Below are 13,506 nucleotides of genomic sequence, written 5' to 3' on the forward strand. Positions count from 1 at the left end.
TGATGTGCTCCGGTCGAGGCATCGGGCAGCGTAGCCGCCAGAACATGGCGACTCCGCTTCGACGGCGTACCCACTCATTCGGTTCCCACCGCTTCGGCAGCAGTTTTCGCTGGTACGTCGGGTGCCTCGGCACCGGCCCGTGTGGTCTGCCAGTGCCGGAGCAGTGGCAGCAGGCGGGCCCGGCCCCGGGCACAGCGGGACTTCACCGTGCCGGGCGCGCAGCCCAGGATCGCGGCGGCCTCCTCGATCGAGTAGCCCTCCATGTCGACCAGGACGAGCGCGCTGCGCTGGTCGGAGTTGATCTGCTTGAGTGCGTTGAGTACGTCGAGCCGGCGTTCGCGGACCTCGGCCGGGTCGTCCTCGGCCGGTCCGGCCAACTCGGTGGCGCGGTCCTCGTCCTCCGGCAACGGGTCGGCGGCCCGGACCTGACGGCGGCGGATCCGGTCCAGGCAGGCGTTCACCACGATCCGGTGCAGCCAGGTGGTCACCTTGGCGTCACCACGGAACGAGTCGGCCCGGCGGAACGCCGAGATGAACGCCTCCTGCAGCGCGTCGGCGGCCTCCTCCGGCTCACCCAGGGTGCGGATCGCGACCGCCCACATCCGGTCCCGGTGCCGACGGACCAGGTACCCGAACGCGTCCGGGTTGCCCGCGACGTGCAGCCGGAGCAGCTCGTGGTCGTCCAGCTGGTCGTAGCTGACCGGTCCAGCCGGCGCGGCAGGCTGGCCGACGGGTTCAGGCGGCCCGATCCGACTGATCTCGGGTGTCATTTCTGGATTGTGACCTCCGAGATCTCGCCCCGGTACCCGCTGCCGTCCTTCGGGATCTTCGTCAGCCACACCAGAACGTACTGCGTCTGGGTCGGCGCCGACGGAGTCAGGGTCGTCGTCCCCTCGGGCTGGTCCTCCTCGGTGGCGACCGGCGTCCAGCCGCTGACCGTGGTCGGCGACTTGGTCGTGTCACCCTTCGGCACCATCAGCTCCAGGCTGGTCTTGTCGCCCTTGAGCGCGACCAGCACCTTCGACACGGCCGTCGGCTCGCCGAGGTTGTAAATGATGCCGACGCCCTCCTTCTGGCCACCGAAGTTCGGCTTGTTCTTGTACGACATGGTGGTCCAGCTCGTGTCCTGCTTACCGTCGTAGGACTTCCCCACGTCGTCCGGGTGCTCGTTGCCGTTGCCGTCCGGCGGCGGGTCGAAGTCCTTCGCGCTGACGATCGTGGCCGGGCCACCGGTCGCGGACGGCGTCGTACTCGTGGCCGGCGGCTTGCTGGCGCCGCTGTCGCTGCCGTCGTCCTGGTCGTTGTTCATCGCGCCCTTGAGCAGGAACTGCGCCATCGCGACAACGGACAGCAGCGCGAGGATGGCGAGCAGGATCAGGATCCGGCCGCCCCACGAGCCCTTCTGCTTCGGCTTCGGGTCGTCGGCGCGACGCCGACCGTTCCCGTTCGACGGCGGCGGTGGCGGTGGCTGCCGAAGCGGCCGGGTCTCCGCCGCGGTGGAGTACGCCGAGTGCGTCTCGTGCCCGTTGCTGCTCTGGTACGCCGGCGGTGTCGGGTCGAGCGCCGGCGGCGGTGTCTGCGGCACCACCTGGGTGGCGTCGTCGATGCTGCCGTTCTGCCGGGCGACCTGAACGGTCTCGTCCATCTGGTTCGGCGGCTCGTGCGAGCTGCCGACGACACCGGACAGCGCGGCGGACAGGCCGGCGGCGCTGGTGATCGGCGGAGTGTGGTGCCGCGGCGGGTTGCTCAGCAACCGGTCGCAGATGTCATCCAGGGAGCGCGGTACGCCGGCTCGCACCTGGCGCGGACTGAGCAGACGTCCGTGCTCGAACGGCGCGGGCTGCATCCCCCAGGCCGGGCCGGGGCCAGGCCAACGGCCGGTGAGCGAGGCGTAGAGCAGCTCACCGAGCGCGTGGATGTCGTGCTCGGGCGAACCCGGGCCGGTCGACCGCAGTGCGGCCTCGGTGGCGAGTCCGACGACTTTGATCGCGCCCGCGTCGGTGACCACGACGGTCGACGGGCTGATCGAGCCGTGGGAGAGTCCGGTGCGGTGCAGGTTCTCCAGTGCTTCGGACACCTCGCGCGCGAGCCAGCCGGCTTGTTGACCGGTCAGCGGCCCGGTCGCGAGCATCCGCTCCAGCGGACGGCCGCCCGCCCATTCGCGGACGCAGTACGTGACACCGTCGTGCATGTCGCAGTCGAGCACGCGCAGGAAGCGGGGATCGGCCGCGGCGGCCGCGCGCCGCGCGGCGTCGAAGAGCAGGTTCGTCCGTGGGTCGCCGACCGGCAGGATGTCCACGACGACTGCCCGACTGAGTACCTCGTCCACTGCCCGCCACACCCGTGCACCGTCGATCTCCGCGAGTAGCTCGGCGATCCGGTACCGGCCGGCAAGCAGGGCACCAGGACTGACGGTCTGGTTCGACACGGTGTCTCTCGCCCTCCTCGATGCACTGGTCGGCCTGCGTCTGGCGCCCCGGATCCGGTCGGCGGGGACCCGGTCACGATCAGCTGGCGGCCTGACCGCAGCCCCATCGTAGTGCCCCCCTGATCCCTCAAGTGGTGCACGAGTGCACAAGCCACCGGGTTCAGCGGCGTCCGGGCAGCTTCGATGTGACCATGGACACCACGTCGTTGACTTCGTGGATCCTCAGTACCCTCGCCACCCCGGCGTACACCGGGAGCATCACGACGGCGGCCACCGCGAGTTCGAGGACCGCGCCGAGTGGTCCGGACCACTCGATCGCCATACCGAGCAGCCAGAGCACCCCGCGCCCGGCCAGCACTGCGATGACGGCAGCGATCACCATCGCGAGCAGCGGTAGCCCGATCCCAGCACCGTGCACCCGCGGGACCTTCCGGCGGAGGACCGGCCGGGACAGCAGTACGGCGACCAGGTACGCCAAGGCATAGGCCCCGCCGAGGACCACACCGCTGAACCGGAGGTTCTGCTGGTCCAGCACCACACGGACGCCGATCACGGCCGCCGCGATGTTCGTCGCCGCGATCACGCACTGCAGGAAGAACGGCGAGCGAGTGTCCTCGAACGCGTAGAAGACGCGCAGCTGGAAGTACTGCACGGTGAACGGCACGATGCCGAGCGCCAGCGCCATCAGCGTGTACGACATCAACGTCAGGTTGTTCTTGCCGGATCCGTAGCCGGCGATCACCGTGACGATCGGGTACGCGAAGGCGATCATCGCGGCCGCCGCCGGTACGACGATCGCCAGCGTCTGCCGGATCGACCGCGCGGACAACCGCTCCACTTCGACCAGGTCCCCGTCGGCCGCGAGCGCCGACATCTGCGGCAGCGCGGCCGTCGCGAGCGACACCGTGACGATGCCGTGGGGCACCAGGATGATCAGCATCGCCGTGCTGTAGGCGAACAGACCGGCCTTCGCACCCGCGTCGTTCGACGCCGTACCCGCGATGGCGAGCCGGGTGACGACGACCAGCGTCACCTGGTTCACGGCGACGAACAGCACGGTCCAGATGCCCAATCGGGCAGTGTGACCCAGACCAGTACCGCGCAGACCGAACTTCGGCCGGTACAGGTGCCCGCTCGCCCTCAGGTACGGCAGCAGCACCAGCAGCTGGACGGCGATGCCCACTGTGTGCCCGAGACCGAGCAGCAGCTCCTCGCCGTGGCTGTAGGTGGGTGGAATGTCGCCGGTGCGGTAGATCAGCATGAAGATCACGATCGACGCGCAGGCGACGATGTTGTTCGCGATCGGCGCCCACATCATCGGGCCGAACCGGCGCCGCGCGTTCAGCACCTGGCCGACCAGGACGAACGCGCCGTAGAAGAAGATCTGCGGCAGACACAGCCGGACGAACATCACCATCGACGCGCGCTCCGCCGCCCGGGACGGCTCGTGCAGCTCCGACGGCATGTACAGCTCGGCGATCGCGGGTGCGAGCAGGACGCACCCGACCGTGACGACAGCGAGTACGACGAAGCCGAAGGTGAGCAGCCGGTTGGTGAAGTCCTGGCCGCCGTCGTCGTGGTTCTTGATCGCACGGACCAGTTGCGGCACCAGCACCGTGTTGAACACGCCGCCGGCCAGCAGGATGTAGAGGCTGTTCGGGATCGTGTTCGCGGCGGTGAAGATGTCGGCGCGCAGCGCGGTGCCGATGGCGGCCGCAAGGAGGGCGATCCGGACGAATCCGAGCAGGCGGGACAGCACCGTTCCTGCTGCCATCACCGCCGCGGAGCGCAGGGTGCGGTCAGCCATCCTTCGAACCGACTCCTTCTTTCAGCGACGCCTCGGGAAGTTCGTCGGGGGCGGGGTCACCGGTCGTCGTCTCCAGGGGAGCCGGGTGCAGCGGGTCGGGGGTGGCTTCGGTCGGGGGGTGTGACGGGTTCCGGCGCTCGGTGCGGATCCGGCGGTAGATGCGGACGAACGACGTACCGAAGAGCAGCGCGCAGGCCGCGCCGACCAGGACCCAGCCGACGCTGCCGTACTGGCTGGCCTGGATCAGCAGCTCCTCGGAGTCCCCGACCGGACGACCGGACGACGTGATCACCTGCGCGTTGGCGCGGATCAGGCCGTTCTGTTCCGCGCTCGCGTTGATCCGCGGGGTCCACTTCTGGCCCGCGGCCAGGATCCGGCTCTGCTGAGGTTCGATTCGCAGGTCGGTGCGGTTGGCGGGCGTCACCACGACCGCCACGCGAACGGACCACTGTGTGCTGTTCGTGATGGTCAGCGGGAACGTGCCTTTGCTGCCGGCCAGGTTGACCTTGATCTCCCGGCGCTCGCCGTTGACCGGGTTGTTGACCAGGTGCACCTTGTTCAGCTGCAGGTTGACCGAGCCCAGCTCGACCGCCGAGAAGTACCGCGCCTCGTCCGGGAAGCCGCGCCAGCTGGTCGAGGTCGAACGCAGCAGCGCCTGTGGCATGACCTGGAGCAGATCGTCCGGGTTCGCCAGCAGGTTCTGCATGGTCGTGATCGCTTCGTCGAGCTGCTTGATGCCGTCGAGCTGCGGACCGGTCAGGCCGCCGTTCGACTTCGGTGCCGCGGGTGCCTTGGTGGTCGGCGGCTTCGGTGTGCTCGCGACTGCCTGGTCGACGTCGGTGGCCGTGATCCACGGCAGCGTCAGGCTCCCGGCCAGTGCGGCAGTGGCTTGGCCTTCGACATCCCAGCCGCGAGGCGGCAGCGCAACCACGGTGGCCGGGTTCTTGTCCTTGCCCTCGGATGCGATCAGCGCGGTCTCGGCGGCGAACCGCTGCCGGACCTGGAGCGGGCTGTCGTTGCCGTCCGCATCCGGACCGCCACTGGTGAGCGCGGAGTCCGCGATGACGGTGCGGACGGTGCGGTTCGGGCCTTCCGGGGTGATGACGTCGTACACCGGACTGTTGGTCAGCGCCGCACGGTCGTCCGCGGACCAGGAGGAGCTGCTGACCAGGTTCAGGTCCTGGTCGGTGGCGCCGGCGAAGCCGCCGGACGCAGCGGCGAGGTAGCGGCTGGCCGCGGCACCGCCCTCGAGCCAGAGCCCGTTGGTGAAGGCGGGGGCGAGGTTGTACCGCTCGGTGGTTGTCCGTGCCTGCGCGATCAGCTTCTTCAGCGGTTCGCCGGCGTCGAGCAGGCCGGCCACGTCCGGATCGCCGTACGGGAGCAGGACGACCTGGTCGCCGCGGATGCGGCTCGCCTCGAACTCCTTGAACCACGCTGCCGCGGTCGCCTGTCCGGTGCCCTTGGTCGTCTGGCCGCCTGAACCGACGATCTCGTACCCCTTGGCCATCTGCCGGACCTCGTCGAGCATCGCGGGATCGACGAGCCAGGTCACCGTGTGCTGCTTGCCCAGGGCGAGCAATCGACCGAGGGATCCGGTCGGGGACAGCGACTGGGCCAGCGAGTCGTTCGTGAACCGCGACCCGCCGAGCTGGGTCGGCCGGTGCCGCAACGGGATGACGAGCGCGGTGTTCACCTTGCGGGTCAGTGGATCGGTGCCGATGACCGGCATCAGCGTGCGAGATCGACCGATCGTGACGCGGTCGCTGTTCGGCGGCTGACCGCGGAACACGACGCCGACGACGTACGCACCGGTGCGGTCGGAGATCCGCCACTGCTCCCACGGCACGGTCAGGGTGAACTCCACCGAGGCCTTCGGTGCGAGCGGCTGCTCGAACGGCTGGAATGCCGTTCCGTCGGTGAGGTTGGCGCAGCTGTCCCGGTCCCGCATCGCGACATCCTGTTCGGCGGACACGTCGGCGATGTCGGCGGAACTGGACAGCCGGGTCCGGTCGATGCAGGCGAGCGCCTGGGGCTCGTCGAACGTCACCGAACTGGTGTTCGTCACCCGGCCTTTGATCACCACGGGGTCGCCGGGCTTCGGTGCCACCGGCGCGAACGAGTCGATGCTGACGTCGACAGTCAGTTCGTCGCCGGGCGCCGCGGCGGTCGGCTGAACGCCGAGGAACGCTGCGCAGGCAACAACCAGCAGGCCCGCACCCGCCGCCGCGGAGAGCCTCAGTCGCCGTCTGAACACGCCGTCACCGTAACCTAGTTCCCCGTGTCACCCTTTGCCGACCAGTCAGCCTCCGCCGGATCGTTGTCCGCCGTGCAGCAGCAAGCGGTCCAGTCGCTGCTGCGGATCGCGCCGGTCGTCGACGAACTCGGCAGCCGCTTCGCCGCCGCCGGCCACGAAATCGCCCTGGTCGGAGGACCCGTCCGGGACATTCTCCTGGGCCGCGGGAGCAAGGATCTCGACTTCGCCACCTCAGCACACCCGGACGTGGTCGAACGGTTGCTGTCCGGCTGGGCGGACCATGTCTGGGACATCGGCAAGGCGTTCGGCACCATCGGCAGTCGTAAGGGCGAGTGGGTTCTGGAGATCACGACGTACAGGTCGGAGTCCTACGATCCCACCTCGCGCAAGCCGGAGGTCGCGTACGGCGACAGCCTCGAGGGCGACCTGGCCCGGCGCGACTTCGCCATGAACGCGATGGCGGTGCTGCTCCCGTCGCACCGCTTCGTCGACCCGTACGGCGGGATCGAGGACGTCGCGAGCAAGACGATCCGTACGCCGGGCACCCCGGAGGACTCGTTCTCCGACGACCCGCTGCGGATGATGCGGGCGGCCCGGTTCGCCGCGCAGCTCGGCTTCACCCCGGACCCGGCGGTGGTGGCCGCGATGACCGCGATGGCCGAGCGGATCACGATCGTGTCGGCCGAACGGGTCCGCGACGAGCTGGTCAAGCTGATCTGCTCCGACCACCCGCGGATCGGCTTGGACCTGCTGGTGTCCACCGGCCTCGCCGACCACGTCCTGCCCGAGCTGCCCGCGCTGCGGCTGGAGGTGGACGAGCACCACCGGCACAAAGATGTGTACGAGCACTCGCTCACCGTCCTCGATCAGGCCATCGACCTCGAATCCCGCCTCACTGTTCCGACGCCCGATTTCGTCGTCCGGTTCGCCGCGCTGATCCACGACATCGGCAAACCGAGGACCCGGCGCTTCGAGGGCGCGGGCAAGGTGACCTTCCACCACCACGACGTGGTCGGCGCGAAGCTGGCCCGCAAGCGGATGAAGGCGCTGCGCTTCAGCAACGAACAGATCGACCAGGTCGGCAAGCTGGTCGAGCTGCACCTGCGCTTCCACGGCTACGGCACCGGCGAGTGGACCGATTCCGCCGTACGGCGTTATGTCCGCGACGCCGGCGACCAGCTCGACCGGCTGCACATCCTCACCCGCGCCGACTCCACCACCCGCAACCGGCGCCGGGCCGAGGCGCTGCGGGCGGCGTACGACGATCTCGAGGCGCGGATCGAGCGGCTCCGGGAACAGGAGGAGCTCGATGCCCTGCGCCCCGATCTCGACGGCAACCAGATCATGGAGATCCTCGGCATCGAAGCCGGCCGCGAGGTCGGCGAGGCATACAGGTTCCTGATGGACCTCCGCCTCGACCAGGGCCCGATCGGCCCCGAACGCGCTCGCGAAGCACTCCTGCACTGGTGGAACGAGCGCTGAGCGTTCCCACCGTCTCCCGACCGCAGTACCGTCGATAGATGGTGTGGCTTCTGGCCGCCCTGGGGGGCGGTGGGTTGGTATGGGCCGGCCGCTACTGGTGGGCGCGGCTGGGATCCAGGCGTCTCGATCGCACCGAGCTCGAGCAGATCCGCGTGCTCGCGGACGACGATGTGACGTTGCTGGGCAGCGAACTCCGGCGGCTGGACGAACGCGTGGCGGGTCACGAGCTCGACGCCGACGCGCGACATGACTATCAGCAGGCGCTCGATGCCTACGAGTCGGCGCAGCGATCGGTGCGCGACCTGAAATCGGTGGAGGAGCTCAGCACGGTCACCGACACGCTGGCCGCCGGGCGGTACGCGATCGTGTGCGTGCAGGCCCGAGTCGCCGGCGAGACCATCCCGGAGCGCCGGGTTCCGTGCTTCTTCAATCCGCAGCACGGCCCGTCGACCACCGACGTCGTCTGGACCTGGCCCGGTCGAGGCACCCGGACGGTTCCGGCGTGCGCGCAGGATGCCGCCAGGGTGAAGGTGCACGAAGCGCCCGAGATCCGGTACGTCGACTACGGCAGCTGGAAGGTTCCGTACTGGGAGGCCGGCACCGCTGTGGGCCAGTACGGGCGTGGCTATTTCACCAAAGGCAGCGGCGCGACCTTCATCGCCTTGTCCGCGTTCGAAGGTGCGGCCGGCGCCCCCGGCGGTTGGGGCGGCTGGGACGGCGGGATCAACTACGGCGGCGTCGACGGTGGCCATGGCTTCGACGGTGGCCATGGCTTCGACGGTGGCCATGGCTTCGACGGTGGCGACGGCGGAGGCGGAGGCGGCGACGGGTGATCGCCTGGAACCTCCGCGGTCTGCTGGGCGCACGACGCGCGAACACCCTCGCATTGATGCGGACCTTGACCGAGGAGGACGTCTCGGAGCTGGGCGCGGAGGTCGGCAGCCTGTCCACCCGGGCGATGGACCGCGACACTCGCCGCAATTACGTCGGCGCTCAGCAGGCGTACGCCGCTGCTAGGGGAGCGCTGGCCGAACTCCAAGGCAACGAGGCAGTACACGCTGCTACGGAGGCGGTCGCGACGGGACAGTACGAGCTGGTGTGTGCCCGCGCCCGGCTTGCCGGAGAGCCCGTTGCCGAGCGCCGGGTGCCATGCATCTTCGACACAAGGCACGGGCCGTCCATCGCTGATGTGCTGTGGAGCCAGTCGGATCACGCTCGGCTCCCGGCCTGCGCGGAGGACGCTGCCCGACTGGAGGCCGGCGATGAGCCGCTGATCCGCGAGGTGGAGTACACCGGACTCCGGATGCCGTACTGGCAGGTGGGCGCCGCCTTCGCGCCGTACGCGACCGGGTATTTCGGCTCCGGTGCGGCCGGCGCCGGTCAGCAAGCGCTCGCGCTGTTCGAGGGTGGCCCGCCTGCGCGACTGCACACAGCCGGCTAGATGGGTTGTGGACGCAGGGCTGTGTAGGCCTTGGTGATTGCGTCGCGCGAGGGTGCGTGAGCGGCGTACGTCGTGGTGGCTTGCCGGGTCGTGATCGACGCGATCGGGAGGGCTGGGTCGATCGAGTTGGTCAGGTAGGCGGCGTCGTACGACGCGAGGTCGGCGAGCGGGATCGGCGTGGTCTCGAAGTCGGGCAGGCCTTGCTGCAGGAGTTGCTGGCGGATGCCTGGCAGGACCGGCGCGGCCGGGAACACGATCGTGGTGCCGCGGGCGAAGCAGATGTTCCAGATCGAGGCTTCGGAGATCTCGCCGGTGGTGGTGTGGAAGATCGCGTCGTCGTACCCGGCGGCCTCGGCCTGGTGGCCGTAGTACACGAGGTCGAAGGTGCCGGTGTGCTTCAGGTGCGGGACGGCTCGTTCGTGCTCGAACGCGAGCAGACGCGGCGGACGTACGCCGGGATCGATCGGTGGGCTGACCCGGATGAGCAGACTCGGCTCGCCATCGGAGGCGAAGACGTTGATGCGGATAGAGAGGTCGCCGGATCCGGCGTGGTCGAGTGCGGTCCGGAGGTCGGCACGGACGCGGTCTGCAGGGACCGGGCGGCCGAAGACCTCGCGGGAACTGCGGTCGAGCCTGTCGAAGTGCAGGTCGAGCCCGTCGACCCGGCCGGCCCGGACCTGCATCGAGGTGAAGTGTCCGTAGCTGGTTGCCCGGAGCAACGCAGTGTCGACGGTGCGCAGCGGTTCGCCGTTCAGCAGGAGCAAGTCGGTCACACCACCAGTCTGACCTGAGCGGACCACCGGGCGGTCTGGTCTACCCTCGCGCTGTGGACGTCTTGAGCATCATCGGGTGGGGCGGATCCGCGCTGGTCGTCGCGTCCCTGCTGCAGGCGCGGATCCTGCGACTGCGAGTCCTGAATCTGATCGGCTGCGTGATCCTGGTCGGGTTCAACCTGGCGATCGGGGTGTGGCCGATGGTCGGCATGAACGCCGTCCTGGCGGTGATCAACGTGGTGCACCTGTGGCGCCTGCTCCGGCACCGGCACGACGAGGCCGAGTACCAGGTGCTGCAGGTCAACGACACCGACGCGTACCTGGGCCACGTGCTCGCACAGCACGGGAAGGACATCAGCCGGTTCAACCCCGGCTTCACACCGAGCGCCAGCCCGTACGCGTTCCTGGTCCAGCACGGCGACCGCACCGTCGGCGTCGTCCTTGCCCACGACGCCGGCGACGGCCGGGCCCAGATCGACCTCGACTACGTGCTCCCGAAGTACCGCGACTTCACCCCGGGCGAGTTCGTGTACCGCCGCAGCGACGTCTTCACCGACCACGGCTTCCACCAGGTCCTCGCCCCACCCCGCATGCGCGAGTCCATGCCGTACCTCGACAAACTCGGCTTCCACCCCGAGGGCGACCACCTCATCCTGAACCTCGAGCGGCACTGATCAAAGTTGTAGGGCTGTATTTATTATAAGTATAGTTCTCAAACATGAGGAAGCCTGAGCGCATCTTCGCGCGGGACGCCGAGTGGGATCACCTGGCCCGGTTCGCCAGCCGGACCGCGGACCGTCCACAGCTGGCCGTCATCAGCGGCCGGCGTCGGCAGGGCAAGACCTTCCTGGTGCAGGGTCTGGCCGAGGAGGCCGGCGGGCTGTACTTCGGGGCGACCGAGGCCACGGAGGCCGAGTCCCTCGCTCTGTTCGCGGCGGCGGTCGGCATGCATCTGGACCTCTCCTCTCCGCCGCGGTTCCGCCGCTGGGACGACGCCATCCGGTTCCTGTTCACGACCGATCCGGCCCGTGGGCCCTTCGTGATCGACGAATTCCCGTACCTGAGCAAGGTCTCGCCGGCGCTGCCGTCGATCCTGCAGCGCGAGATCGATCAGGCCGCGTCCGGCGGGCGTCCGACCTCCGTGCTGCTGTGCGGTTCGGCGATGTCGGTGATGGGTGGACTGTTGTCCGGCAACGCTCCGCTCCGCGGCCGGGCGAGCCTGGAGCTGGTGGTCCGGCCGTTCGACTACCGGTTGGCGGCGGAGTTCTGGGACTTGGCCGATCCGAAGCTCGCGGTGCTCGTGCATGCGGTGGCCGGCGGCACCCCGGCGTACCGGCGGTTCGTGGACGACGACATCCCGGCATCGGCGGGCGACTTCGACGACTGGATCCTGCGGACGGTGCTCAGCCCGGTGAACCCGCTGTTCCGCGAGGCGCGGTACCTGCTGGAAGAGGAGATGGATGTCCGCGACAGTGCGCTCTACCACTCGGTGCTCGCGGCAGTTGCCGCAGGCAACAGTACGCGCGGTGGGATCGCGAACTACGTCGGCCGGAAGGCCACCGACATCGGGCATCAGCTGACGGTCCTCGAGGACAGCGGTCTGTTGCGACGCCAGGAGGACGTCTTCCGCGCCCGGCGAGCCACCTATCACGTGGCCGAGCCGCTCGTGGTCTTCTACCAGGTGGTGATGCGGCCGCAGTGGGGACTGCTGGAGAGCGGCCGCGCCGAGAATGTCTGGGAGGCGGCCAGAACACGGTTCTCCTCGCAGGTCGTCGGCCCGCACTTCGAGCAACTGTGCCGGGACTTCGCGCTGGCCGCACCACCGGAGCTCTTCGGCGAACTGCCCGGACAGATCGGTGCCGGCGTCGTACCGGATCACAGCCGGCGCAGCCAGATCGAAGTCGACGTGGTGGTGCTGGCGCCGACTGTTCCCGGGCAGCGTCGCAAGCTGCTGTCGCTGGGTGAGGTGAAGTGGGGCGAGGTGATGGGGCGGCGGCACGTCGAGCGATTGGAGCGGGCCCGGCAGTTGCTGTCGCGGAACTATGACACCTCGGAGACGAAGCTGGCCTGCTACAGCGGCGCCGGCTTCGAGCCGGGCCTCGATCCGGAGGTGCTCACGATCGGACTCGACCGCCTCTACAAGTCCTTCGCGTAGCAGAGGGAGGCTGGTTCGTTCTCGAACGGTGGGTACGGCGGGGTGGGGGTGTAGCCGTGGTTTGTGTAGAGGGCGATGGCTTGGGTTTGGTGGGTGCCGGTCTCGAGGCGGAGGCGGGTGAGGCCGGTGGCGCGGGCCTGGGACTCGACCGCTTCGAGCAGGATCCGGGACAGACCCCAGCCACGTGCGGACGGTTCGACGTACATGCGCTTGATCTCGCCGACGCCGGGGGAGACGGGCTGCAGGCCGACGCAGCCGACCGGACTGCCGTCGAGGACGAGCAGGGTGAAGGAGATGTCGGCGTGGAGCGCGACGAGTGGCTGGTCTTCGCCGTACATCGCGGCGAGCTCGGCCTGCTGAGCCGTGGTCAACGCGATCAGCGTGGGGTCGGTGCCCGGGACCCACCGGAGTTCCAGTCCCTCGATCTGCTCCGTCGTCATGCGTCCGGACGGTAGCAACCTGGCGTGACGCTCCTGTTTCCATTTCCTCTTGGGACCCGCGGACAGGTGTGAGGCAGCCCAGCGCAACCAATGGATCGCGCTGAGCTCCACGCTCGAGGGGTTGTGATTCCGGCTAGGCGGGCTGGTAGGTGAGGAGGGCGAGGCTTGCGCCGATTGTGCGATTGTCGACAAGGCGAAGCGGCTTGACGAGCGTGGTCTCGCCGAAGAGGCGATCGCCGGCCCCGACCACGAGCGGGTAGGTCATCAGCCGCAGCTCGTCGACGAGGTCGTGCTCGATCAGCGTGCGCGCGAGGCGGCCACTGCCGTAGACCACGATCTCTCCGTCCACCTGGTGCTTGAGACTTGCGACCTGCTCGACCAGGTCGCCCTTCAGGACGGTCGAGTTGTCCCAGCCGGGTCCTTCGAGGGGCGACGACGAAACGACGTACTTGGGCAGGCTGCGCAGCCGGCTCGCCCAGGCGTCGGTGCGGGTTGCCCAACCGCGTGCGACGAACCAGTGGTACGTCAGTCGGCCGAACAGCAAAGCCTCGGTCCGCATCGCCTCCGCGATCTCGACCTTGGCCCATTCCTCGCGATCCTGGTCGGTGATGCAGGTGAACCAACTGCCGCGCCCGAGGTCCCCGTCGCCGGTCGCGTCCTCGATGACGCCGTCGACCGAGACGTTCTCGCTGACGATGATCTTTCCCATGTCGTACTCCTTGGTTG

At 69.0% G+C, this 13,506-nt stretch carries 12 protein-coding genes; 5 read left to right on the forward strand and 7 right to left on the reverse strand.

Annotated features, from left to right (window positions below):
• Positions 1 to 74: 74 nt before the first annotated feature.
• The 4 genes from sigM to E0H75_RS04465 all read right to left on the reverse strand — a co-directional run bounded on the left by sigM (position 75) and on the right by E0H75_RS04465 (position 6,489).
• Entirely contained in the window at positions 75 to 770 is a 696-nt protein-coding gene (gene sigM / locus E0H75_RS04450) for an RNA polymerase sigma factor SigM (RefSeq protein ID WP_238162817.1), read from the reverse strand.
• The gene (locus tag E0H75_RS04455; protein ID WP_131511724.1) at positions 767 to 2,428 is read right to left on the reverse strand and encodes a protein kinase family protein; all 1,662 of its coding nucleotides are present in this window, start codon (positions 2,426 to 2,428) and stop codon (positions 767 to 769) included. The genes sigM and E0H75_RS04455 overlap by 4 nt, the downstream gene beginning before the upstream one ends.
• A gap of 160 nt (positions 2,429 to 2,588) precedes the next feature.
• Positions 2,589 to 4,235 (reverse strand): murein biosynthesis integral membrane protein MurJ, encoded by a 1,647-nt coding sequence (murJ, locus tag E0H75_RS04460; protein WP_131511725.1) that lies wholly within the window; start codon positions 4,233 to 4,235, stop codon positions 2,589 to 2,591.
• A complete protein-coding gene (locus E0H75_RS04465) occupies positions 4,228 to 6,489 on the reverse strand; it encodes a DUF6049 family protein (RefSeq protein WP_131511726.1) in 2,262 nt (753 codons plus the stop codon). Before E0H75_RS04465 ends, murJ begins: the two co-directional genes overlap by 8 nt.
• Positions 6,490 to 6,513: 24 nt before the next feature.
• Between E0H75_RS04465 and E0H75_RS04470 the strand changes: the two genes are divergently transcribed.
• The 3 genes from E0H75_RS04470 to E0H75_RS04480 are packed head-to-tail and all read left to right on the forward strand — an operon-like array spanning position 6,514 to position 9,412.
• Positions 6,514 to 7,971, forward strand: coding sequence for a CCA tRNA nucleotidyltransferase (locus E0H75_RS04470; protein WP_420323276.1), 1,458 nt, complete (start codon positions 6,514 to 6,516; stop codon positions 7,969 to 7,971).
• Positions 7,972 to 8,009: 38 nt separating this feature from the next.
• The gene (locus tag E0H75_RS04475) at positions 8,010 to 8,804 is read left to right on the forward strand and encodes a hypothetical protein (RefSeq protein WP_131511727.1); all 795 of its coding nucleotides are present in this window, start codon (positions 8,010 to 8,012) and stop codon (positions 8,802 to 8,804) included.
• Entirely contained in the window at positions 8,801 to 9,412 is a 612-nt protein-coding gene (locus E0H75_RS04480; RefSeq protein ID WP_131511728.1) for a hypothetical protein, read from the forward strand. Before E0H75_RS04475 ends, E0H75_RS04480 begins: the two co-directional genes overlap by 4 nt.
• Here E0H75_RS04480 and E0H75_RS04485 read toward each other — a convergent pair.
• Positions 9,409 to 10,185: an aminotransferase class IV gene (locus E0H75_RS04485; protein ID WP_165553445.1), complete on the reverse strand. Its 777-nt coding sequence runs from the start codon at positions 10,183 to 10,185 to the stop codon at positions 9,409 to 9,411. The two genes, E0H75_RS04480 and E0H75_RS04485, sit on opposite strands and share 4 nt — an antisense overlap.
• A 53-nt stretch (positions 10,186 to 10,238) precedes the next feature.
• Between E0H75_RS04485 and E0H75_RS04490 the strand changes: the two genes are divergently transcribed.
• Positions 10,239 to 10,859: a hypothetical protein gene (locus tag E0H75_RS04490; RefSeq protein ID WP_131511730.1), complete on the forward strand. Its 621-nt coding sequence runs from the start codon at positions 10,239 to 10,241 to the stop codon at positions 10,857 to 10,859.
• A gap of 44 nt (positions 10,860 to 10,903) precedes the next feature.
• A complete protein-coding gene (locus E0H75_RS04495) occupies positions 10,904 to 12,340 on the forward strand; it encodes an ATP-binding protein (protein WP_131511731.1) in 1,437 nt (478 codons plus the stop codon).
• Here E0H75_RS04495 and E0H75_RS04500 read toward each other — a convergent pair.
• Positions 12,322 to 12,780, reverse strand: a complete 459-nt coding sequence (locus E0H75_RS04500; protein WP_131511732.1) for a GNAT family N-acetyltransferase — start codon at positions 12,778 to 12,780, stop codon at positions 12,322 to 12,324. The two genes, E0H75_RS04495 and E0H75_RS04500, sit on opposite strands and share 19 nt — an antisense overlap.
• Before the next feature lie 133 nt (positions 12,781 to 12,913).
• On the reverse strand, positions 12,914 to 13,489 hold the full coding sequence (locus E0H75_RS04505; RefSeq protein WP_131511733.1) for a dihydrofolate reductase family protein: 576 nt from the start codon (positions 13,487 to 13,489) through the stop codon (positions 12,914 to 12,916).
• Positions 13,490 to 13,506: the final 17 nt, after the last annotated feature.

The sequence above is a fragment of the Kribbella capetownensis genome, from assembly GCF_004331485.1.
GTDB classification, from domain to species: domain Bacteria; phylum Actinomycetota; class Actinomycetes; order Propionibacteriales; family Kribbellaceae; genus Kribbella; species Kribbella capetownensis.

Bases quoted from the DNA above. Each gene is read 5' to 3' on its own strand.
- sigM (WP_238162817.1), bottom strand. From the start codon at position 770: ATGACACCCGAGATCAGTCGGATCGGGCCGCCTGAACCCGTCGGCCAG.
- murJ (WP_131511725.1), bottom strand. From the start codon at position 4,235: ATGGCTGACCGCACCCTGCGCTCCGCGGCGGTGATGGCAGCAGGAACG.
- E0H75_RS04475 (WP_131511727.1), top strand. From the start codon at position 8,010: ATGGTGTGGCTTCTGGCCGCCCTGGGGGGCGGTGGGTTGGTATGGGCC.
- E0H75_RS04495 (WP_131511731.1), top strand. From the start codon at position 10,904: ATGAGGAAGCCTGAGCGCATCTTCGCGCGGGACGCCGAGTGGGATCAC.
- E0H75_RS04500 (WP_131511732.1), bottom strand. From the start codon at position 12,780: ATGACGACGGAGCAGATCGAGGGACTGGAACTCCGGTGGGTCCCGGGC.
- E0H75_RS04505 (WP_131511733.1), bottom strand. From the start codon at position 13,489: ATGGGAAAGATCATCGTCAGCGAGAACGTCTCGGTCGACGGCGTCATC.